Raw genomic sequence first — 22,823 nt, 5'->3', positions numbered from 1 at the left:
ATAAGTCATTCGTAAAATCATATCTGGAACTGCCCACAGGGGTGTGCTTCACCCTCTGGTAGTGGACAAGTCGGACAGAAATTGTACGATATAACAAAACATTACTTATCCCATGTATTTTTCCACAGTCGGGTCTATAGAGCTGAAGCATGTCCAAGACAGATCTCAAGCTGCTGATCATCCAGCCTTCGCATTACCGGTCCAAGACCGACAGGACCATTTTCAAAACCAAGCGACGACAGATGGTGCCCCTCGCCCTGCCGTACCTTGCCGCGCTGACCCCGCCCGAATGGACCGTCACGCTGCTGGACGAGCAGCTGGAGGATATCGACTTCGATACCCCCGTTGATGTCGTCGCCCTGAGCGCATGGACGCTGCATTCCCCGCGTGCGTACGATATCGCCGCCGAGTTCCGCAGGCGTGGCGTCAAGGTGATCATGGGCGGGCCGCATGTGTTCTTTTATGCCGATGAAGCCGCCGAACATTGCGACGCGGTCGGTGTGGGCGAGGCCGAACCCATCTGGCGCACCATGCTGGAAGATGCCGCCGCCGGCAGGCTGCAGAAAATCTATCGCGCCGCCCCGCTCAAGGAACTCAACAACCTTCCGGCACCCCGTTATGACCTGCTGGACCTGAAAAAATTCGGGCCTTTCCGCACATTTGCCGTGCAGTCCTCGCGCGGGTGCCCCTTTGTGTGTGATTTCTGTTCCGAGCGCTTCTATCTCGGTGGCCGTTTCCGCTGGCGTCCGGTGGACCAGATGGTCAGCGAGCTTGAGCGGATCAAGAACAAGAGCAGCCACTTCTTCTTTGGTGAAAGTAATTTCGGCGGCAAGAAAAGCCGCGCGATGGAACTTATGGAAGGGCTGGTACCGCTCAAGATCCGCTGGTCCACGCTCTGGTCATCCAACCTGTGCCTTGATACCGAATTCCTTGACCTCGCGCGCCGCAGTGGCGTGATGCACGTCAACATTGGCGTGGAAAGCATCGACGCCGATATGCTTCAGGACATGAAGAAAGGCTGGAACAAGGCCAGCCGTTATGGCGAGATGTTCGAGAACCTGCGCAAGCGCGACATCAGCTACTCGCTCAACTTCATCTTCGGGTTTGATAACGAACACCCCGATGTCTATGACGCGACCCTCTCCTTCCTTGAGGCGCACAAGGTGCCTGCCGCCTATTTCAATATCCTGACCCCGACCAAGGGCACGGCCCTGTTCGAGCGGATGAAGAAGGCGGGCCGGATCATCGACCCTGATGACATTGACCGCTGGCCGGGTCAGGTCTGCCATATCTGGCCCAAGAACTGCACGCCCGGCCAGATGGAGCAGCGCATCCAGGGGATGTACCGCAAGTTCTACAGCATGCGTTCCATGATGCACCGCCTGCCGTTCCCGCGCACGCGCTCGGAAATGGCAACGTGGATTCTGAACATGACGGAACGGCGCATGGCCTTTTCATCCACGGGTAACAATGATTTTGATATCTACTGAGATCCACCGGCCACTTCCGGCCGGTATGGACAACGGACAGGGATGAAAACATGCGCGAATCAATCGGCACCATGCTGCTTGGGCGGCTTCGACAGTATGGTGTTTCGCGCATTTATGGTGTCCCCGGGGACTACAACCTCGAATTCCTTGATCTGATTGAACGCACGCCCGATATCCGGTTTATCGGCACGTGCAATGAACTCAACGCCGCCTATGCGGCGGATGGGGATGCACGGCTCAGTGGCGTGGGCGCGGTGCTGGTGACCTATGGGGTGGGTGACCTGTCCGCTCTGTCCGCCGTGGCGGGAGCCTGTGCCGAAGGCGTGCCGCTGGTCGTGATTTCGGGCATGCCGCCGCTTCATGCCGTGCAGTCCCGTGCGCTGGTGCATCATACGCTGGCCGATGGCGATTATGACAACGTCATGACCTGCTACCGCCAGTTCACCGCCGCCAGCACCCGCCTGCATCCCGCCAGTGCTACGATGGAGACGGACCGGGTGCTCAACGCCATGCAGGTGGCCCGACGCCCGGTTTATATCCAGTTTCCCTCCGACATCTGTTTTGCCGAGGTCGATGCGCCGCCGCCTGTCCTTGCGTCGCAGGCATCGGACCCGGCTCTTCTGGCCAGGGCCGTGGAATGTCTGACGCAGCGGCTGGCGCGGGCGAAGCGCCCGGTCGTGCTTATTGACGCCATGGTGCGCCAGTACGGGCTTGGGGCAGAGGTGCTGCGGTTTTGTGAGCGCTACGCCATTCCCTATGCCGCGCTGTCCACCGGGCGTACGCTGGTGGCGGAATCCGGCCCGCTGTGGCTGGGGCAGTATGGCGGCATGGCCTCGGCACCCGAAGTCGCGGCGTATGTACATGCTTCGGACTGCGTGATCGGGCTGGGCGTGCGGTTTGTGGATTCAACATCCGGCTATTTCTCACAGCACATACTGCCCGGGGCCATGGTGGATGTGCAGCCCTTCAGCCTGACCAGCAACGGGGAAAACATTCAGGGCATAACGGCTGCCAACCTGCTTGACGCCATGGTCCGGCGGCAGGGTGAACAGCCGCCCACCACCCGGCTGCAACAGCAGGTGGTGTCGGGCAGCCCCGCGCTTTCATCACCTGCGGGGGAGGAATGGGGGCAGGCCGCGTTCTGGCGCGCGGTGGAACCGTTCCTGCGGGCCGGTGATGTCGTGCTGGCGGATAACGGCTCTTCCATGGTGGCCATGCTGCATGCGCACCTGCCGGAACAGTGCAGCCTGCTGGTCCAGCCGGTCTGGGCCGCCATTGGCTATTCGCTGCCAGCCGCCCTTGGGGCCTGCCTCGCCACGCCCCGGCGGCGGCATGTCCTGTTCATTGGTGACGGATCGTTCCAGATGACGGCGCAGGAACTCTCATCCCTGCTGCGCCACCAGTGCAATATCGTGGTGTTTCTGATCAATAACGGCGGCTACACCATCGAACGGATGATCCTTGGCCCGCAGGCGGCCTATAACGACATTGCCGACTGGGATTACGCGGCCCTGCCCGCCGCATTGGGGAAGGGCCCGGCACCGTTATCCCTGCGCGTGGGTAATGCGAAGGAGCTTGATGCCGCCCTGACACGCGTGGCCGGGCATGAAGGTCTGGCTTTTGTCGAGGTCGGCTTTACGCCCATGGATGCCCCGGCGGGGATGGCCGCGATGGGGCAGGCCGTGCGCCACTATGATTACGGATTCGGTACCCCCGACGCCCCGTAAGCGCCATGGCTGACCGGGTATCGTTCACTTTTGCCCGGAATGGAGAATAGCCTGTTTTTTATGCTGGACGGCAGGGCTGGCGCAGGCTATTGAAAATACGCAAGTTTTCAGACGGGGCGATGGATCATCATCCAGATGTCGCCCGCCAGCCTGCCGTCAGGCCCAAAAGAGCGGAAAACTTGGATCACGAAAACGTGATGAAGTGTGATTAATTGTTGTGCTTCTGCACAGTTTTTAATCGCCATTTTTATCCCCGAAAATGCTCCCTGCATGATGTGCTGCTTTTATCGGCATCAATTCCGCCTGCCTGAAAGAGAACAGGCGGCTGTCCTGAGTATTGGTTGTTTATTGTTCACCAATTTCATTGGAAAAACGCAATCAATAGGCCGGTATAAAGCTGTTATTGATGATTTTTATTGATGCGGTCCGGGGTCTTGTGTTGTGTTCCGCTCATCAACGCAACACTTGGGAAACAGAACTATGTTTATTGAAAATATCAGCACCATGATCGCCCACTCCGTGAACACCATGTCTTCGCTGACCATGGTTGCCTTCCTGCCCGTGATCGCCACCCTGATGATCGCTACGATCGTTTCCGATCGCGCTGCCTGAGCCACGGGGTCTGTCCTGACACCCGTGCAGCCGGAATTCCCACGCCATGTGGGAATGGCCGGCGGCGGCGGGCGCACGACATGAAAAACGAACAGACGCTGCGGCGTCTTTTTTTATGCCTGCATTTCAGGCCCGCATGGCAGGCCGGGCGCATCAGGCCAATATATGGTTTGATAAAATGTGAAATATGGCCTGGAAGAAACGTTTTCCGGCCTCTCGTGGCATATATTCGCGCCATGGCATGAATACTTTGGGCCTGACGGGCTTGTAGGCAGGTCGGCATGGGTGTATCGGCCAAAAATGTGACGGCGTACGCAGGTGCGCCTTTTTTATTTTTGTCCAGAGCACGCGCATGACAGCTACAAAGACCCACCATGGGAAAGGGGCGCACGCGCCTGTTCCCCATTCCGTCCACACCACCCTGATTTTCTTTATTCTGGCGCTGGGTGCCTTTGCCATCGGTACCGCTGAATTCGCGGCCATGAGTCTTGTGCCCATGATTTCGACCGGCATGCACGTTTCCGTGCCGCAGGCGGGCCATGCGATCGAGGCCTATGCGGCGGGCGTGTGCGTTGGCGCGCCGCTGATCGCCATGCTGGGCGCGCGGCAGAGCCGTAAATACCTGCTGATCGGGATGATGCTGCTCTACGTGCTGGGCAATGGCCTGACCGCACTGGCCCCCAATTACGTATGTCTTCTGCTGTGTCGCTTCATAAGCGGGCTGCCGCACGGGGCCTATTTCGGCACGGCGGGTATTGTCGCGTCCTCGCTGGTGCCGGAAAACCGGCGCACGCAGGCCGTGGCGCGGGTCGTGCTGGGGCTGACCGTCGCCACGATTGGTGGCGTGCCCATGGCGAACGGGCTGGGCCTTGTCGTGGGGTGGCGCTGGGCGTTCGTGCTGATTGCGGCGCTGGCGCTGTGTACCATGCTGCTGATCATGTGGTTTGTGCCGACCGACCCGCCGCGCCCGCATGCCAGCGCCATGATGGAGATACGCGCCCTGCGTAACCGGCAGGTCTGGCTGACGCTGGGCATTGGCGTCGTGGGTTTTGGCGGCATCTTCTGTGTCTATACCTATCTCGCCTCCATCCTGCAGGAAGTGACGCACGCGCCAGCCTACATGACACCTGTCATGCTGGCGGTATTCGGCGTGGGCATGACCGTGGGCACCATGGCCTGCGCCTGGGCGGCTGACCGCAAGATGATGCCCACCATCGGGGGCACGCTGCTGGTCAATGCGGCGGCGCTGGCCGGTTTTCCCGGTTCGGTCCATTCCGTGTGGGGCATGATGCCCATCGTGTTCATGATCGGCTGTGGCGGCGGGCTTGGCACCGTCATCCAGTCCCGGCTGCTCAGCGTGGCGGTGAATGCCCAGAGCCTTGCCGCCGCCCTGAACCAGAGCGCGTTCAACATGGCCAATGCAATCGGCCCCTGGCTGGGGGGCATGGCGATCAGCGTGGGTCTTGGCTGGGAATCCGTGGGCTGGGTCGGGGCCTGCCTGGCCATGGGCGGCTTCATGATGTGGCTGCTGACACTGAGCGACATCCGCGCCGCCGCCCGCAGGCAGGCGGGCGGCTAGGCCGCGATGGGGCAGGGCGCTTGATGCCCCGCCCCATCCTTCCTATCGTGGGGCATGACCCGCGCATCGGCTGAAGGGCACGAACTGCCCCCCCTGTTCCGTGACCTGTTCCCCACCCGGCGGGTGGAGGGAGCTGAAGCAGAAGTCCTGCAACGGGTGCAGCATGTGCTGGATACCGAAATAGCCCCCACGGCGGCGCAGCGCGACCGCACCGGGGGCTACCCCCATCAGGCCATTGCCGCGCTCAAGCGCACAGGCGTCCTTGCCCTTGCCCTGCCGCGCGCATGGGGCGGGATGGGAGCAAGCCAGGAACTCTCGCTCGAACTCATGCTGCGCATGGCCGTGGCCGACCCGGCCGTAGCCCAGATTTACAAGGTGCATGATGATCTGGTGCGGGAGATATTCGTCTATTCCCCCCACGCCCTGCGCGCACTACTGGCGCGGCGCATTGTCGATGAGCATATGATTCTGGGCATGGCGGTGGCCGAGAACGGGCGCACGGCGGACAGTTTCATGCAGACACTGGCGCGGCCCGACCCGGCAGGCGGATATTGCATATCGGGCTGCAAGATTTACGCAACCGGTGCATCGGGCGCGGATCTGGTCGCCGTTTCCTCCTTCGATCCGGTGCGGGCGCACAAGGCTGGCAACCTGCGCGCGGGCGTGCGCATGGATCTGGTGCCACGTGACGCGCCGGGACTTGTCTTCCATCATGACTGGAACCGTATGGGCCAGCGTGCGACCGATTCAGGCACCGTCACACTGGATCAGGTCCGGGTGGATGACGGATGGAACGCCCTCTCCCCCGATGCCGTTCTGCCCCAGCATGTCAGCCTGCGTTTTCAGGCCGGGTTCAGCGCCATCCTGACCGGAATCGGCATCGCCGTGCTGCGGGCCGTATGTGCCTTCGTGCCCGAACATGCCCGCCCGTGGGGTGCTGCTGGCGTGGAGCATGCGGATCAGGACCCCTATATCCGCCGCCAGTTGGGTGAGATCGGCACGGACCTGTTTGCGGCCTATTGCAGTGTCATGCAGGCGGGACGGATGCTGGATGGGTATGAACATGGTCAGGTAACGCGCAACGCGGTGGCCATGGCGGCAAGTGCCGCGCGCTCGGTCGCCACGCGCGCCGCCCTGCGCGCCACGACCGAAGCCCCCGGCACCACAGGCGCGCGGGGCACGGATGCGGCACTCGGGCTGGATCGCTACTGGCGCGACGCCCGCACGCTGTCCGTGCACGATCCGGTGGACTGGAAAAACGCGGAAGTCGGCCGGCACCTGCTGACAGGCTGGATACCTGAGCCGGGCCTGTACCAGTAAACTGTGGGGATTAAGAGACTGTTTGAAATCAACCGATTGATAAAAAACAATAAAAGTTTCTGGGTGCCTCCTTTTTTCAAAAAGGCGGCGTTTCCTGAAGCTTTTTGCAAAAAGCGTCACCAAAAATTTTCTTATGATTACAGGACGTTCCGTGGATTGGCTTTTCAGGCAGTCTCTAAGAAAAATATTCTTTTTTATACCTGACAAATAAGGGAAACACTTTCCACCTCCGGCCAGCCGGGACTGTGCCCTTATTTTCGAGATATATGAACCTTCCCATAGGCAAGGCCCGACCGGGCCATGACTGAAAGATATGAAACCCCCATGAACCGACCCATCATAGCCATTATCGCCACCGGCGGCACCATCGCCCGTCAGGCCATGGACCCGCGTGATACGGTCGATTACGGGGAGATGGGCACAAGCCTTGGTGGCAGCGACCTGCTCAATGCGCTGCCAGCGGATGTCCGGGCGCGTTTCGAGGTCCGTGGCATGACCTTCTCAGATTGCGACAGCGTGAAAATGACCCTGCCGGACTGGTTCGCGCTGGCCGAACTGGTCAGCCAGACGGTTGCGGCACAGCCCGACCTTGCGGGTGTTGTCATTACGCATGGCACGTCCTCGCTGGAGGAGACGGCCTGTTTTCTGGATCTGGTGCTCGATGTGCCCTGTCCCGTCGTGATTGTCGGTGCGCAGCGTCCGGCCAGCGCGATCAGCGCGGATGGCCCGGCCAACCTGTACGCAGCCCTGCTGGTGGCGTCGGCCCCCGAGTCCGTGGGGCGGGGCGTTCTGGTGGTGGCCAATAATGAAATTCATGCTGCGCAGGAAGTGACCAAGGCTGCGACATATCAGCTTGAGACCTTCCGCTCCCCCGATTTCGGTCCCCTTGGCATGGTGGAGGCGAACCGGGTCTTCTTCGGGCGCGGTGCGGGGTACCGCAGGCATGTGGGCTGGCCCCGGGGTTATGTTGCGGGCGGTGACATTCCGCGCGTGGATATCTGCTACAGCCATGTGGGGGCGGATGGCGTGGCGATACAGGCTTTTGTTGCCGCCGGGGCGCGGGGCCTTGTCTCGGCCGGTATGTTGCCGGGCCTGTGCACGCCCGCGGAAAATGCGGCATTTGACGCCGCCGTGGCGGCGGGTGTCGTGGTGGTGCAGGCCAGTAGCGGTTATAGCGGCGGGGTGGTGCGGCGGCATGAACTGTGCCAGCGCGGGATTCTGGCAGCAGGCCACATGCGCCCCCGGCAGGCCCGCATCCTGCTCATATTGGCCCTGATGGCAGGGCTGGACAAGGACGCCATTCAGGCACTGTTCGACATGCCCTGATGCATATGCTCAGAACGTGCTGTTGAACGCCGCCTGTGGCGAGATGACCCGCCCGGTATCATGCCCCGCGAACATGGCCGTGACCCCTACGATGATACCGAAGCGCGGCGACCAGTTATATTCAATCGCGGGGGCGATCACCCAGTCCCCCGATGCTTCGCCCACCGTGTGCTGGTACCTGCCCTGCGCCGTGTAGCCCCGCACCACGGCGCCATTGGCCCAGTCACGCGCCAGGTCCATGGCCATGACCCATTTCTGGCTGATTCCGTATTCCAGCGAGAACCCGCTCTCTCCATACATGCCCGGATGCGCCAGCCCCCTGAACCCGGCGGAGGTGCCATAGCTGCTGGTATCGGCAATACGGGCCTGTGTCAGCGCGCGGCGGAACGTACCCCACATGCGCAGGCGCAGGGCATGGTGGCCGGGCAGGGTGTAGGTGGACTGCTCCGTCAGCGCCACGCGAAAGGTATAGGTGCCGGTGCCTACGCCATCCTCATCGCGGCCCAGCCTGCTGTAATCCCCGGTGGGGAACGCCACGCCCGCAAACAGGCTCAGCGCCGGAATGAAGTGTTCGGGATCAGCGTTGAGGTAGCGCCACATCAGGTCCACGGGCAGGTCGCCCATTTTCAGGCCACTGGTCGTGCCATGCCCCCTGCGCCAGCCATACGAGATGGTGGGTGTAACCTGCAGGCTGATCGAATCCGTGATGGAATATTTGTACAGCGTCAGGTTCGCCACGCTGTGCGCCCTGTTCCCAAGTGGCGCGCTCCGGCCCGCATGGTCCAGATAGCCCACGGGCTGGCTGTAGAAAAAATAGGGTTCCCACGCAAAAACCCCTTTCCGCGTCAACGCGCCAGAGGGGGAGACAAGGGAGCCGGTGTACCACTGTTCGAAATTCTCGTGCGTTCCCTGCGAACCGCCCGCCTTGCCATTACCCGTATTTGCCGCCCGACCGGATGCCATGCACCCGAACAGCACAAGGGCTGACGCGATAAGGAAGGGGAAAGTCCCCCGCACCATCATGCGGGGTAAGTGCCCGGTGGGGCGGGCGCCGGTTTTCCGTGGGGTCAACGGTATGCGTAATGATGCGCGACCCCGGCATGTGGACATGGGGGCGCGCCATAAGGCAGGCATGGCGAAGGGTTATTTCCTGTTGGGCAGGTAGGGTGCGTGACGGGGCAGGATAGCCGTGATGGAAGGGATCAGGGCATCACGGTCCCGCTCCCGGGGTATGCGGCCGTGTCATGGCGCGGAAGGTGGGGCGGGTTCAGCCTGCGGCGGCGCCGTGGGCCGGGTACGGGCCATGTATTTCCAGCCAAGCATAAGCAGCACCGCGACCAGTGGCGTGCTGACCAGCGTGGCCGTGCCGTTGGGGTAATCCAGCCCCATCAGTATGACCACGCACCCCAGGAAACCCAGCGTCAGCCAGGAGGTGAAGGGCGCGCCGGGCATTTCAAACCCGGCGGAGGCGATGCGCCCCGCGCGCACGGCCTGCCGTAGCCTGATCTGGCTGAGCAGGATGAAGGCCCATGTGCTGATAATGCCCAGCGCCGCCATGTTCAGAACGATCTCGAACACCTGCGATGGCACGACATAATTCAGCATGACCCCGACAAGATAGACCACGCCGGTCAGCACGATGCCATTGGCGGGCACCGAACTGGAATTGAGCCGCGCCAGCCCCTGCGGCGCAGCCCCACCCAGCGCCATGGCGCGCAGGACGCGGCCGGTGGAGTACAGCCCCGAATTGAGGCTGGACAGCGCCGCAGTCAGCACCACGATATTCATGATCGTATCGACCCCCGGCACGCCAAGGGCCTGGAAGAACGTGACGAACGGGCTGGTGCCTGCCCGATAGGCCGTCCATGGCAGCAGGCAGACCAGCAGCACGACCGACAGCACGTAAAACAGTCCGATCCGCCAGATGACGCTATTGACGCTGCGGGGCAGCACCGTGCGCACATCGGCACATTCCCCTGCCGCGGTCCCGATCAGTTCTATGCCCGAATAGGCAAAGACCACCCCCTGCACCAGCAGCAGGCAGGGTAACAGCCCGTGGGGGAAAATCCCGCCATTTTCAGCAATCAGGTGCAGCCCCGTCTGGTGTCCCGCCACCGGCATGCGCACGCCCAGTATGACGCTGCCCACGATCAGGAACAGGCACAGCGCCACGATCTTGATGAGGGAGAACCAGAACTCGATCTCCCCGAACCATTTCACCCCCACCAGGTTCAGCGTGGTGACGATGCACATGGCCATGAGGGCGAACACCCATTGCGGCACACCGGCAAACGTGCCCCAGAAATGCATGTACAGCGCCACGGCGGTAATATCGACAATGCCGGTCATGGCCCAGTTCAGGAACGACAGCCACCCAGCCACGAACGCCGCCTTTTCCCCCAGGAACTCACGCGCATAGGACACGAAGCTGCCACAGGTGGGGCGGTACATCACCAGCTCGCCCAGTGCGCGCATGATCAGGAACGAAAAGGCGCCGCACACCAGGTAAACCAGCGCAAGCGATGGCCCCGCCATCTGCAGGCGTGAGCCCGCGCCAAGGAAAAGCCCGGTCCCGATCGCGCCGCCAATGGCGATCATCTGGATCTGGCGGCTGCCCAGCCCCTTGTGGTACCCCTCGTCCTGTTCAGGCAGGAGGTGGGTGCTGTCCTCGGCCACGGGGTCGGGTATGCTCATGCTGGGGTCTCCGTCATGATGGTCACGGACAGGGGCGGGCATGCGGCATGCCGCCGTGGGTGCGGGCGGATATGGGCATTGTCGCGATCGGGGCGGGTGCTGTACAGAGGTCGGGCACCTGTGAGTATGGATGCTGGCGGATATGGCCGGGCGGTGAAAGGATCGGCATCGTACGGTCCCGGATATCAGGCGCGGAAGGGACGGTAGGAAAAATCATGCAGCATCAGGTATCCGTTTTGCCGTGAAGAGTGTCAGACAGCATGGTGGCTGGCAAGCAGATCAGCCTTAAATAGGGCATTCTGCCTGAATATTGGTCGGAAATATCGAGAACCCGCAGTCATTGCCGCCTGTGTAATCATATAAAAGAGCAGCGTCCATATGCCTGACAGACCGTTTTCAAAACCTCGCCTGTGCTGGCCGGTCCTGATGCTGGCCGCCACCGTGCCGACCATCGTTCCCGCCCATGCCGATAACGAACGGTTCGATACCAGCGAACTGGCGCAGGACGCCCCGCAATATTTTGTCCTGCAACCCGCAGATGACCGGACAGCCGCCGGAACGGGTGAGCTGCGCCTGTCGGAAAACGGGATTGACCTGACCAATGGTGAACAGCTTGAGGTCATGCTGGAGCAGGGGGACGGGGACCATCTCGTCTATCGGGTGGATTACGGGCAGAACCCGGTCATGCCCTCCGGCCAGCGCCTGTGCCCGCCGCCCCTCAATCCCCTGTATCTGGATTTCAGCACCCAGCCGGACCAGCCCGACAGTTATCACATGACCCTGTACTGTGGCTCACGTTCCGTGCCGTTCCGCGCCATTTCCCCCACTCGCAGCGCCGCCATATTCCATTACCGCCGCGTTGCCGATGCACTATGGGCGCATAGTGCAACGGAAGGCGGGTACCTGCACGGCGCGATGGCCAGCTACTGTGCCTCGGCGCATGACCCGGCCCGCGTGGCCGCCTGCACCACGCAGGAGGAAGCAGCCTACGCCACCATCATGGCGCGCAGGGTCTCCCCCCCGCTGCTCCGCCAGTGCGCGGCGTATGTAACGGCGCGGCATGACCATGCCGGTTATGTCAGCTTTGCCCACCTGCTTGCCTGCACCCGCCTGCGCGACAGCCATGCGGTGTTCGATTACTGCAGCCAGCGCATTACCGGCCAGAAACAGCCGCAGGAGACGCATTTTTTTGATTCCAGCCCCGCGCAGGCGCAGGGCGTGGCGCTGTGTTTCAACGCACTGGCGGAACAGCAGGCGCGCGACTAACGCCCTACTGGGCGTGTCAGGCCACGTCCGGCACCTCTATGCCGGAGGTGAACCTGAACACATCCTCATGGTGCAGCAGGAAAATATGATGCTTGCGGCCCAGCAGCAGGGCGTCCTGCGTATAGGGGGCGTTGGAAATGATGATGCCGATATTGGCCCGGCTTTCGGTCTTTTCCTTTATGCCTAGCCTGATCACGTCATCGGTCACGGGTTTGCGGTCAATCCAGCAATGGGCCAGCATTTTCAGCCCGTTCCGCCTGCAGTGGATGATCGACCCCAGCCCCGTGGCCAGTGGCGGGTGCGTTTCCCAACCGGCGCTGCCAATCAGTTGTGAGCAGAAAGCCGCGTATTCCGCCTGGTTCATGTCCGGGTGGTAGAGCTCGGGCGGCGTGGTGGCCGCGGCGGGCCCATGGTCGGTGCGCGCGGCCAGCGTGGCGATATGGGCCTGAACATTTTTCTGTATGGCGGGCCACAGCAGGGCCAGCCCGTGCTGGTCCAGCGCGGGCATGAGGGTGGTGCGCACGAAATGCGCCATCTGCATGTCCCACGTGCCGCGGGCCGTCATGCTTTCCGCCCGGGCGTGCCAGCGCGCCAGCATCGGGCGGTGCCGCTCCACCTGCTCCATGCATATCCTTATGGCCCTGCGGCGGCGGAGCAGGAGGCGGCAGGCCCGTACGATCACCACCAGCACCCACGTGCCCGTGCCCACCAGCATCGCGGTCAGGATCAGCGACCCCAGCTTCTGGAACCCCCATGTCTTGAAGAAGATGTCGGTCGAGAGCAGCGTATCCACCGGCTGCACGATAACTGGCGGCGGGCCGGGCCGTTTTTCTTCAGCCTGCGTGGCGGTGTCGGGCGTGGGCGCGGCATCGGCGGGGGTGGGCGCATGTTCCGTGGCGTGCCCGGCGGCGGGTGGCGTCGTGGCGGGTTGTGTTGCGGGCAGGGGGGCGATGTCGCCGGTCATGAAATAGAGCGGCGGCAGCCCCGGTTCGGGGGGCACGCGCCGCATCAGGGGCAGGCCGTTGCGGTTGGCGATCCGTTCCCAGCGGGTATCAGGCGTGACCGCATGGCAGTTGCCCTGGCTGGCCAGCGCGGCGCGGGATGCGGGTGTCTGCGTGGCCGTGGTGGCGGGATCGGACAGGGCGCGCAGGATCACGTCATCCCCGCAGGCCAGCGTGGGATGGGTTGCGCCAAACAGTCCGGCGGCGTTCGCGCTGGCTGGCAGGCACATGAGCAGACAGGCGGCGGCCCATACGCGCATGGTGATCTTTATCCTTCCGGTCTGGAAGTTGGCTGGTGCAGAGCCGGGGTTTTAAAAAACCGAGATGGATGAGGTGCTGCCGCCGATATGCAGAATGCGTCACTTTTTGTAAACACGCTTTATCCGGTCCTGTATGCTCCGTTCCGGTGTGGTGCAACTGGCGGTGCGGCGCAAGGCGGCATGTTCCTGCCGGGTAGCTGCCCCCTTATCCATCTTATGGTGATGTTCATGAACTTCGCGGATGTTCATGGGGTCACGTTGGAAGGCAGGTGCGGATGACTGAGCGTTTTGCAATCGTGCTGGCACGCCATCCCGCCGTTATGGGTGCGGAGGGCCTGTGTTACGGCCACAGTGACGTGCCGCTGGCCGCTGGCTGGGAGCGCATGGCCGACGGGCTGCGCACCGTCATGCAGGGCGTGGGGTGCCGGGTCCTGTTTTCATCTCCCGCGCGGCGTTGCCTGATGGTGGCTGAACGCGTGGCGCGGTTCATGGATCTGGAACTGAAGGTGGATTCACGTCTGCGTGAAATCAGCTTCGGGGAGTGGGAGGGCCGCCCCTGGGCGCATATCCCCCGCGCGGCACTTGATGAATGGGCCGCCGATGTCAGCGGCTTCGCACCACCCGGTGGGGAAAGCGGGCTTGACCTGCGTGCGCGGGTGGGACGGTTCTGGGCGGATATGCAGCAATGCGCCCAGCCCTGCGGCATCATAACCCATGGCGGGCCGCTGCGTCTCATGCAGGGCATGGCCCGTGGCATGCCCGGCAGCCTGCTTGCGCCCTCTCCCCCCATGGGCTCGGTCCGGGTTCTGGAGCAGGGGGAGGATACGTTCAGCACAGGGCGGTCAGAACCGCAGATTCCGTCACGACTGCCGTTGCACCAAGAACATCTCCGGTCTGGCCACCGATCTGCCATCGCGCCAACGCGCACATGACGCTGGTGGCCACGATCGCCACCGCACCGGCCACAAGCATGCGCGGGCCGGGCAGCAGCAGCGCCATCACACTACCGGCCAGGCACAGGCAGGCCATCAGCGCGCGACGGGGCAGGTGGGGCATGGTGCTGGCCAGCCCATCGGCACGTGCGGGCGGCAGGCGCCATAACAGCCCGACCATGCTGGCGCGGGCCAGCGCGCCGGCTGCGGGCAGGACCACCATGGCGGTCATGCCCGGCATGGCCGCCAATGCCGTGATCCGTACCAGCAGGGCCACCACCAGCGCCATTACCCCGTAGCTGCCCACCCGGCTGTCACGCATGATCTCGAGCTTGCGCGCGCGCTCCGTGCCCCCGCCGCATCCATCGGCCATGTCGGCCAGCCCGTCTTCATGCAGGCCGCCACACAGCAGCAGTAGCATGCCCACGCTCCACCCGGCTGCGGGCAGGGGGCGGATGCCCAGCCACAGCAGTCCGGCGTACAGCCCCGCGGCGGCAGTACCCAGCCCCGCGCCCACCAGCGGCCAGCACCAGATGCTGCGCGCCATGGAATAGGGCAGCCCGTTCCGCGCCAGCCAGCCCGTGGGCAGCCGGGTCAGCAGGCCGATGCCACAGACCAGATCGGCGCGCAGGCGGGCCGCCGCGCTCATTCGCCGCCGCCTACCCCGGCCTGGGCGAAGGTCGCCATGCCGCACAGGCAGCCAATGGCCGCACGCACCAGCGGAATGGCCAGCCCCGCGCCCGAGCCTTCGCCCAGCCGCAGGTCCAGATCAAGCAGGGGCCGCATGCCCAGTTCCCGGGCCAGATCCGCATGTCCCCCTTCAGCCGAGCAGTGGGCCAGCCACGTATGGGCCAGCCCCTGCGGGTTCAGCAGGTACAGCGGCGCTACCGCTGCCGTACAGATATAACCATCCACCAGCACCGGAATGCCCAGATGGCGCGCGGCAATGGTGGCCCCCATCATGGCCGCGAGTTCATGGCCGCCCACATGGCGGGCAATGGCCAGCGGGTCGGTCAGGGCAGCTGCGTGCCGCGCCAGGGCGCGGTCAATGACCTGTGCCTTGTGGCGCACGCCATCCTCATCCAGTCCGGTGCCGCGTCCCGCCCATCTGTCGCCGCCACCACCAAACAGGGCCGCGGCCATGGCGGCGGCGGGGGTTGTGTTGCCAATGCCCATCTCGCCCAGGCACAGCAGGTCGGTGCCGGGCCGCACGGCCTGCATGCCTGTTGTTACGGCGTGGAGGAAGCTGGCTTCATCCATGGCCGGGGCCTGTGTGAAATCAGCGGTGGGGCGAAGGTCCATCACCTCGACAACCCGCAGGCGTGCGCTGGCCACGCGGGCGATCTGGTTGATGGCGGCCCCGCCATTGCGAAAATTCATGACCATCTGGCGCGTGACATCGCTCGGCCATGGTGTCACACCCTGCGCGGTCACGCCGTGATTGCCCGCGAAGACGATGATATCCACCCGCTCGGCGCGGGGGCGATCCGTGCGTTGCCACCGGCCTGCCCACCGGGCCAGGGATTCAAGCTGGCCAAGGCTGCCGGGGGGCTTGGTCAACTGGCTGTCATGGCGGGCAATGGCGGCATCGGCCACCATGTCAGGCGGGGGCAGGTCACGGCACAGCGCGTGCAGGGCGCGCATGTCGCATGGAAGGGAAAGACGGGATGGCATACACGGTGTTGTGTGGTCTTATGCGCCACGATGCAAGATGGTGACCGATAAAATGGAAGCGCCCCGCGCGCATGACGCGCAGACCGGCCTTGGCGCATGCACGCTTGTTCTGGGCGGCGCGCGATCAGGCAAGAGCCGCTTTGCCGAGGGGCTGTTCAACCGCTGGCCCGCCCCGTGGTGCTATATCGCCACATGCCAGCCGCATGATGCCGAAATGGCGGGGCGGGTGGCGGCCCACCAGACCCGGCGTGGCGAGGGCTGGCGCACGCTCGAGGCCCCGCTGGACGTGGCCGGGGCGCTGGACGCTGCCGGGCCTGCTCCCGTGCTGGTGGACTGCCTGACCCTGTGGCTGACCAACCTCATGCTGGGTGAGCACGACATCGCGCAGGCGACACATGGCCTGCTTGCCGCGCTGGCGCGCAGGATGGGGCCTACGGTTCTGGTCTCCAACGAGGTGGGACAGGGCATTGTGCCTGACAATGCGCTGGCGCGCCGCTTCCGTGATGAGGCCGGCCTGCTGCATCAGGCTGTTGCGCGTGAGGCCGCGCGTGTTGTTTTTGTGGTGGCTGGCCTGCCAATGGAGCTGAAATGACCCTTACCCCCGAAGAAATCCGCCACCGTGAAAAAATGGCGAAGCGCAAGGAAGTGCAGGACCGTGAGGTCAGTGGCAAATCCATAGAAAAAGGGCTGCTGGCCGTGCATACCGGCGCGGGCAAGGGGAAATCCACCGCAGCCTTTGGCATGGCTTTGCGCACGCTGGCCCATGGCGGCCGCGTGGTGGTGATCCAGTTCATCAAGGGCGCATGGAATACGGGGGAGCGCAAGGCGCTGGAGCGTTTTGGCGACCAGGTGGAATGGCATGCCCTGGGCGAGGGCTTTACATGGAACACGCAGGACCGCGCGCGTGACATCGCCAACTGCCGCACCGCATGGGAGCAGGCGCGCCGCGCCCTTGCGCGGACGGACGTGGCGATGGTGATACTGGACGAACTCAATATCGCCCTGCGTTATGACTACCTGCCCATTGCGGAGGTACTGGCCGACATCGCCGCCCGCCCGCCCATGCAGCACGTGGTGGTGACCGGCCGCAACGCCCGCCCCGCCATGATCGAAGCCGCCGATCTGGTAACCGAAATGACGCAGGTGGCCCATCACTTCCGCAAGGGCGTGAAGGCGCAGGCCGGGATCGAGTTCTGATGGTGGCGAAAGCCCTCATGTTTCAGGGCACCGGCTCCAGCGTGGGCAAGTCCGTGCTGGTGGCGGGGCTTGCCCGTGCATTGACGCGCCGGGGCCTGGGAGTGCGCCCGTTCAAGCCGCAGAACATGTCCAACAATGCTGCCGTGACCGCTGATGGTGGTGAGATCGGGCGCGCGCAGGCCCTGCAGGCGCGGGCCTGCGGGGTGCCGCTGTCGGTGGCCATGAACCCGGTCCTGCTCAAACCACAGGGCATGACGGGATCGCAACTGGTGGTGCGCGGCCAGATGCGCGGGCAGGTGCGTGCGCGTGATTTCCAGAGCTTCAAGCGCGGGCTGATGCCGGAGGTACTGGCCAGCTTCCATGAACTGGCGGCGCAGGCCGATATCGTGCTGGTGGAGGGGGCGGGTTCCGCCTCCGAAATCAATCTGCGCGCGGATGACATTGCCAATATGGGCTTTGCGCAGGCGGCGGATATTGATGTGGTGCTGGTGGGCGATATTGATCGGGGTGGGGTGATCGCGAGCCTCGTGGGCACGGCGAATGTGGTGGCGGCGCAGGATGCCCGGCGCATAAAGGGCTTTATCGTCAACCGCATGCGTGGGGACCCGGAGTTGTTCGCCACCGGCATGACCGAAATCGCCCGCATGACCGGCTGGCGCGCCGTTGGCCTGTTGCCCTTTCTCGACCGCGTGCGTGACCTGCCTGCGGAGGATGCGGCCGACCTTGCCCCCGGCGCGACGGGGAAGGGGGCGGGTCAGGCAAAGCTGCGCATTGCCGTGCCCTGTCTGCCCATGATCGCCAATTTTGATGATCTGGACCCGCTGGCGGCTGAGCCTGATGTATCCCTGACCATGGTGCCGCGCGGGCGTGTGCTGCCGGACTGTGATCTGGTTATCCTGCCCGGCGCCAAGGCCACGATTGCCGATCTGGCGGCGCTGCGGCGCGAGGGGTGGGATATCGACATTCACGCCCATGTGCGCCGTGGCGGGCATGTGATGGGCATATGCGGTGGTTACCAGATGCTGGGCCGCGGCATTGCCGATCCCGCCGGGATCGAGGGGCCGCCCGGCAGGGTGGACGGGCTGGGCCTGCTGGATGTGACAACCGTGCTGGAAGGCAGCAAGCGGCTTGAGGAGGTCAGCGGTCACCTGCTGCCGGAACGCGCCCGTGTGCGCGGTTATGAAATGCATATTGGCCGCACCACCGGCCCCGACCATATCAACCGCCCGCTGATTGACCTGGGTGACAGGTATGATGGCGCGGTCAGTCCATCGGGCCGGGTATGGGGCAGTTATGTCCATGGCCTGCTGGCCGATGGCGCGGCCCGCACGACATTGCTGGCGCGGCTGGGCGCACGTTCCTGCGGGCATGACCATGACAGGACAGTCGATGCCGCGCTGGATGCGCTGGCCGACCATATGGAAGCCCATCTTGATATTGACGGCCTGCTGGAAATGGCGCGCCCGGTGCGGGCGGCATAGGCCCCTGGAGGCTGTTTGAAAGCAACTGGTTGATAAAAAATAAAAGTTTCGGGGCGCTGTCTTTTTTCAAAAGGGCGGCGTTTCCTGAAGCTTTTTGAAAAAAGCTTCACCAAAAACTTCCTTATGATTACAGGACGTTTCGTGGATTGGCTGTTTCAAACAGTTCCTTAAGGCAATGCCAGCCTGTTCCGCATCCGGCAGCCGGATCGGGGCGGCATGGTCGCGAAAAAGGGAAGGATTCAGGCGTTCAGCCGCGCAAGGGGGGCAAATGTTTTCCTTTCCGCCGCTGCACACTGCGCGTGAGCAGCCCCAGCCCGGCAAGGCCCGCCAGGGTCTGGATCAGGCAGGCACGGCGGTATAGCGCCAGCGCACGGTACAGGTCCTGCGGGCGTAGCGTGGCGTTGCCATCCCCGACCCATGGTTCATCGACACTTACGCCATTATAGGCGCGCGGCCCGGACAGGCGTATGCCCAGCGCGCCCGCCATCGCGGCTTCTGGCCAGCCTGCATTGGGGGAACGGTGGGTCGTGGCGTCCCGCCGCAGGATGCGCAGCGCCCCGCCTGCATCCATGCCGCGCATGGTGGCTGCCGCCAGAATGATCCATAGCGCCGAAAGGCGGGAGGCAGGCAGGTTGACCAGATCATCCAGCCGGGCGGCGGCGTAGCCAAAGGCTTCATGCCGGGGGGTGCGGTGGCCGATCATGCTGTCAGCCGTGTTGGTGGCCTTGTAGAACACCGCGCCCGGCAGGCCCCCCGCCGCCATCCAGAACAGGGGAGCGACGATGCCATCGGAAAAATTTTCCGCCAGTGTCTCGGTCGCCGCACGCAGCACGCCCGCCTCATCAAGCTGTTCGGGATCACGGCCCACAATGTGGGAAACAGCCTGACGTGCGGCGGGCAGGCTGTCCTCCGCCGCCCGTGCAACCGCCAGCACATGGTCATGGAGGGATCGCTGTGCGACCAGCGTGCCCGCCATCAGCGCCGTGACCGGAAGCGCCAGCCAGCGGGGTAGCACGCGCCTCAATACCCGTTCCGCCAGCAGGGCCGAGAGTGTCGGCACTGTCACGATCAGTCCCGCCGCGATAAAGCCATTGGCCCTGCGGCGCGCAGGCGGCAGGGCAGGGCGGTTGAGGCCCATATCAAGCCTGTCGATCAGGTGGCCGATCCACATGACCGGATGCCCGATCCGGCTGACCAGCGCCTGTGGATAGCCGATCAGCGCATCGGTGACGGATGCGATGCAGGCAGTGGCGACGTTGCGGCATGTAAAAAGGGAAAGATGCATGCGTGCGTGGATATTGCGGGGAATGTGCCGGGTCAAGGAGAGGGGAATGAATATCGGATGGGAAATCTGCTACATGTTTATTGTATAATTCCATGTATTAATAAAACGTCCGTAATATAATATCCTGTATTTCTGGTGTTCCCTGTTTTTGAGGACGCCCATCCGGCCAATGCCTGGCGCATCATGCCAGATGGACCCGTACAGGAGTGTTTGCGAAAGCCTGATGACAAAAACATCGTGTAAATTATCAGGAAATTTTCCGGGGAGGCTTTTGCCCAAAAAGCGTCAGGAAACACCGCCTTTCTGAAAGTGGAATAACCTTTCCGTTAGATGTGCGCTGGATTATGCCGCGCGTCCCCACACATCATATTTTCTTGCTATTAATAAAATTATCGGAAGAATCGACCACACATCAATCCGTTGCCTACGGATAAACGGAAACGGTTCAGCACATAGACGCAGGTATGGCGGGAAGGCATTTTTTGGGTATTGGCAGTTTACGGCTCATGCCATCACGGCGGCGTTTCATGCAGGGGCTTGCGGGGGTGGCGGCATGTGGCACGGTTCCCGCTTTCGGCGCATCGGCCGCTACACGGCCTCCCTATGCGCCACGTTTTTTCAATGCCCCGCAATGGGATTTCCTGATCGCGGCCTGTGCCCGCCTGATCCCGGCTGATATCCATGGCCCCGGCGCGCTGGCGCTGGACGTACCCCGTTTTATCGACATGCAGATGCAGACCCCCTACGGCCACGGGGCAGGCTGGTACCTCGCCGGTCCCTTCATGCAGGGGGCGGACAATCTTGGTTACCAGTTACCCTATACCCCGCGCGACCTGTACCAGCGCGGGATAACCGGCATGAACGCCCACGCCACCACCCGCCATGGCAGGCCCTTCGCCGCCCTTGCGCCTGCGGTGCAGGATGACCTGCTGCGGGCGGCCGAGCAGGGTAGCCTTGTGTTTGATGAAGTTCCCTCGGCGGTGTTTTTTGAACAGTTGCTGGCCAATGTGATGGAGGGCGCTTTCAGTGACCCCATACATGGCGGCAATACCGGCCTTGGCGGCTGGACAATGCTGGGCTTTCCCGGCGCGCGGGCGGATTTCATGGACTGGGTGGACCGCTATGGCGCCCATTACCCGCTGGGCAGTGTCTCGATTTCAGGGGAACGGGCATGAGTGGTGATGCACGCAGGCTCAGCCCGGTTGACGTGGTGATTGTGGGCGGCGGCTGGGCCGGGTCCATCATGGCCAAGGAAATGACGGAGGCCGGGCGTTCGGTTGTCATGCTGGAGCGCGGGCCGGACCGTAGCACGGCGGCAGACGGGGCCTATCCCGCCTCGATTGATGAGCTGGAGGGCAATTTCCGCTACCGGCTGTTTCAGGACCTGTCCAAGAACACGGTCACGATCCGCAATAACAGCCAGCAGACGGCGCTGCCTTACCGGCGCATGGCGGCCTTCCTGCCCGGTGAGGGGGTGGGCGGCGCGGGTCTGCACTGGTCGGGCGTGCATTTCCGCATCGCGCCTGATGACCTGCGCCTGCGTTCGCGCGTGATCGAGAAATATGGCCGCGCCTTCATTCCCGAAGGGATGAACCTGCAGGATTACGGCGTGACCTACGAGGAACTCGAACCCTTTTTCGACAAGGCGGAAAAGGTGTTCGGCACCTCGGGTGAGGCCTACAGGGTCAACGGTCAGGTCGTGGGGCGGGGGAATGTCTTTGCCCCCTCGCGCTCGGACCATTTTCCGCTGCCCGCGCTGAAGGATGTCTATACCGCCCACATCTTCCGCAAGGCGGCGGAGGAGGCGGGTTTCCACCCCTATTCCCTGCCCGCGGCCAATGCCTCGCAGCAGTATGTCAATCCGTATGGCGTGCAGATGGGGCCGTGCAACTTCTGCGGTTATTGCAGCGGCTATGCCTGTTACATGTATTCCAAGGCCTCGCCCAACGTGAACATCCTGCCGGTGCTGCGGCGTCACCCGCTGTTCGAACTGCGCAGCAGCAGCCATGTGCTGAAGGTGGAACTTGATGCCGATGGCAGGCGCGCGACCGGCGTGACCTATCTCGATGCCGATGGTCAGGAATGCATGCAGCCGGCGGAAATCGTCATCCTTGCCGCATTCCAGTTCCATAACGTGCGGCTCATGCTGCTGTCCGGCATCGGCAGGCCGTACGATCCCGCCCGGAACGAAGGGGTGGTGGGGCGTAATTTCGTTTATCAGAACGTGACGACCAGCACGGTCTGGCTCGATCGCGGCGTTGAGACCAACCAGTTTATCGGCGCGGGCGGCGGCGGCGTGGCGTTTGATGATTTCAATAGCGAGAACTTCGACCACGGGCCGCTGGGTTTTGTGGGGGGCTCGCCGGTATGGGTCAACCAGGCGGGGGTCAAGCCGATAGGTGCCGCGCATGTTGGCGGCCCGCCCGGCACCCCGCGCTGGGGCAGCGCGTGGAAGGCGGGGACGATCGACACCTACCGCCATTCCCTGCGCATTGATGCCCATGGGGCGAACATGGCCTATCGGGATGTGTATCTCGATCTCGACCCGACATGGAAAGATACCTGCGGCCAGCCCCTGCTGCGCATGACATTCGACTGGAAAGACAACGATATCCGCATGAACCGCTATGTCGTGGACCGGATCGGGGATGTGGCGAAGGCCATGGATGCGCGTCAGGTCCACCTTGTCCGGCGGGAGTTCGGCAGCCCGTTCGATACGCGGCAGTACCAGACAACCCATCTGGGTGGCGGCGCAGTCATGGGCGAGGACCCCGGCACCAGCGCGCTCAACCGCTACCTTCAGTCATGGGATGTGCATAATGTGTTCGTGATCGGGGCGAACGCCTTTCCGCAGGGGACGGGCTATAACCCCACGGGCATGGTCGCGGCGCTGGCGTACTGGGCGGCGCACCATATCCGCGTCACCTACCTTGCCCATCCCGGCCCGCTGGCGGGATGAGGGGGATGCGGCTGAAGGCA

The 22,823-nt window shown here is 63.3% G+C and carries 20 protein-coding genes; 13 read left to right on the top strand and 7 right to left on the bottom strand.

Annotation, left to right across the window (positions count from 1 at the left end; translation table 11 throughout):
- Positions 1 to 149: 149 nt before the first annotated feature.
- Complete coding sequence (locus DY926_RS04405; protein WP_116702259.1) at positions 150 to 1,490, top strand: B12-binding domain-containing radical SAM protein; 1,341 nt, start codon at positions 150 to 152, stop codon at positions 1,488 to 1,490.
- 50 nt (positions 1,491 to 1,540) lie between these two features.
- Positions 1,541 to 3,217, top strand: coding sequence for an alpha-keto acid decarboxylase family protein (locus tag DY926_RS04400; protein ID WP_241503056.1), 1,677 nt, complete (start codon positions 1,541 to 1,543; stop codon positions 3,215 to 3,217).
- Positions 3,218 to 3,324: 107 nt separating this feature from the next.
- On the opposite strand, the gene DY926_RS17220 is transcribed toward DY926_RS04400, so the two are convergent.
- Positions 3,325 to 3,489, bottom strand: coding sequence for a hypothetical protein (locus DY926_RS17220; protein ID WP_158551918.1), 165 nt, complete (start codon positions 3,487 to 3,489; stop codon positions 3,325 to 3,327).
- A 208-nt stretch (positions 3,490 to 3,697) separates the two neighbouring features.
- Between DY926_RS17220 and DY926_RS17995 the strand changes: the two genes are divergently transcribed.
- The 4 genes from DY926_RS17995 (at position 3,698) to DY926_RS04385 (ending at position 8,054) form a co-directional block, all read left to right on the top strand.
- Complete coding sequence (locus DY926_RS17995) at positions 3,698 to 3,829, top strand: hypothetical protein (protein WP_274541788.1); 132 nt, start codon at positions 3,698 to 3,700, stop codon at positions 3,827 to 3,829.
- Between the two features lie 352 nt (positions 3,830 to 4,181).
- A complete protein-coding gene (locus DY926_RS04395) occupies positions 4,182 to 5,408 on the top strand; it encodes an MFS transporter (RefSeq protein WP_116702258.1) in 1,227 nt (408 codons plus the stop codon).
- 54 nt (positions 5,409 to 5,462) lie between these two features.
- Complete coding sequence (locus tag DY926_RS04390) at positions 5,463 to 6,728, top strand: acyl-CoA dehydrogenase family protein (RefSeq protein WP_116702257.1); 1,266 nt, start codon at positions 5,463 to 5,465, stop codon at positions 6,726 to 6,728.
- 324 nt (positions 6,729 to 7,052) lie between these two features.
- Positions 7,053 to 8,054, top strand: a complete 1,002-nt coding sequence (locus DY926_RS04385; protein ID WP_116702256.1) for an asparaginase — start codon at positions 7,053 to 7,055, stop codon at positions 8,052 to 8,054.
- A 9-nt stretch (positions 8,055 to 8,063) separates the two neighbouring features.
- Here the strand turns inward: DY926_RS04385 and DY926_RS04380 are convergent, their stop codons facing one another.
- Both DY926_RS04380 and DY926_RS04375 read right to left on the bottom strand, forming a co-directional pair.
- Positions 8,064 to 9,017, bottom strand: coding sequence for a hypothetical protein (locus DY926_RS04380; protein WP_241503059.1), 954 nt, complete (start codon positions 9,015 to 9,017; stop codon positions 8,064 to 8,066).
- A 279-nt stretch (positions 9,018 to 9,296) separates the two neighbouring features.
- Positions 9,297 to 10,748 (bottom strand): amino acid permease, encoded by a 1,452-nt coding sequence (locus DY926_RS04375; RefSeq protein ID WP_116702255.1) that lies wholly within the window; start codon positions 10,746 to 10,748, stop codon positions 9,297 to 9,299.
- Positions 10,749 to 11,126: 378 nt separating this feature from the next.
- Between DY926_RS04375 and DY926_RS04370 the strand changes: the two genes are divergently transcribed.
- Entirely contained in the window at positions 11,127 to 12,014 is an 888-nt protein-coding gene (locus tag DY926_RS04370) for a hypothetical protein (protein ID WP_186336078.1), read from the top strand.
- Positions 12,015 to 12,030: 16 nt separating this feature from the next.
- Here DY926_RS04370 and DY926_RS04365 read toward each other — a convergent pair whose 3' ends face one another.
- Entirely contained in the window at positions 12,031 to 13,275 is a 1,245-nt protein-coding gene (locus tag DY926_RS04365; RefSeq protein WP_116702253.1) for a restriction endonuclease, read from the bottom strand.
- A 275-nt stretch (positions 13,276 to 13,550) separates the two neighbouring features.
- Between DY926_RS04365 and DY926_RS04360 the strand changes: the two genes are divergently transcribed.
- Positions 13,551 to 14,207: a histidine phosphatase family protein gene (locus tag DY926_RS04360; RefSeq protein ID WP_116702252.1), complete on the top strand. Its 657-nt coding sequence runs from the start codon at positions 13,551 to 13,553 to the stop codon at positions 14,205 to 14,207.
- Here the strand turns inward: DY926_RS04360 and cobS are convergent.
- A complete protein-coding gene (gene cobS, locus DY926_RS04355; protein WP_116702251.1) occupies positions 14,104 to 14,856 on the bottom strand; it encodes an adenosylcobinamide-GDP ribazoletransferase in 753 nt (250 codons plus the stop codon). The two genes, DY926_RS04360 and cobS, sit on opposite strands and share 104 nt — an antisense overlap.
- A complete protein-coding gene (gene cobT / locus DY926_RS04350; protein ID WP_116702250.1) occupies positions 14,853 to 15,881 on the bottom strand; it encodes a nicotinate-nucleotide--dimethylbenzimidazole phosphoribosyltransferase in 1,029 nt (342 codons plus the stop codon). Before cobT ends, cobS begins: the two co-directional genes overlap by 4 nt.
- A 52-nt stretch (positions 15,882 to 15,933) precedes the next feature.
- Between cobT and cobU the strand changes: the two genes are divergently transcribed.
- Genes cobU through DY926_RS04335 form a run of 3 tightly spaced genes read left to right on the top strand, consistent with a single transcriptional unit; the run spans position 15,934 to position 18,559 of the window.
- Complete coding sequence (gene cobU, locus DY926_RS04345) at positions 15,934 to 16,473, top strand: bifunctional adenosylcobinamide kinase/adenosylcobinamide-phosphate guanylyltransferase (RefSeq protein ID WP_241503055.1); 540 nt, start codon at positions 15,934 to 15,936, stop codon at positions 16,471 to 16,473.
- A complete protein-coding gene (gene cobO / locus DY926_RS04340) occupies positions 16,470 to 17,078 on the top strand; it encodes a cob(I)yrinic acid a,c-diamide adenosyltransferase (RefSeq protein WP_116702249.1) in 609 nt (202 codons plus the stop codon). Before cobU ends, cobO begins: the two co-directional genes overlap by 4 nt.
- Positions 17,078 to 18,559: a cobyric acid synthase gene (locus DY926_RS04335; protein ID WP_116702248.1), complete on the top strand. Its 1,482-nt coding sequence runs from the start codon at positions 17,078 to 17,080 to the stop codon at positions 18,557 to 18,559. Before cobO ends, DY926_RS04335 begins: the two co-directional genes overlap by 1 nt.
- Before the next feature lie 247 nt (positions 18,560 to 18,806).
- Here DY926_RS04335 and cbiB read toward each other — a convergent pair whose 3' ends face one another.
- Positions 18,807 to 19,844, bottom strand: a complete 1,038-nt coding sequence (cbiB, locus tag DY926_RS04330; protein ID WP_186336076.1) for an adenosylcobinamide-phosphate synthase CbiB — start codon at positions 19,842 to 19,844, stop codon at positions 18,807 to 18,809.
- Between the two features lie 506 nt (positions 19,845 to 20,350).
- Here cbiB and DY926_RS04325 point away from each other — a divergent pair.
- Positions 20,351 to 21,019, top strand: coding sequence for a gluconate 2-dehydrogenase subunit 3 family protein (locus DY926_RS04325; protein WP_241503054.1), 669 nt, complete (start codon positions 20,351 to 20,353; stop codon positions 21,017 to 21,019).
- Complete coding sequence (locus DY926_RS04320) at positions 21,016 to 22,803, top strand: GMC family oxidoreductase (RefSeq protein ID WP_116702246.1); 1,788 nt, start codon at positions 21,016 to 21,018, stop codon at positions 22,801 to 22,803. Before DY926_RS04325 ends, DY926_RS04320 begins: the two co-directional genes overlap by 4 nt.
- Positions 22,804 to 22,823 lie beyond the last annotated feature (20 nt).

It is taken from the genome of Komagataeibacter melaceti, from assembly GCF_003403295.1.
Classification (GTDB): Bacteria; Pseudomonadota; Alphaproteobacteria; order Acetobacterales; family Acetobacteraceae; genus Komagataeibacter; species Komagataeibacter melaceti.
The sequence above is the reverse complement of the archived record's forward strand: the minus strand, read 5'-3'. Positions and strand labels throughout refer to the sequence as shown.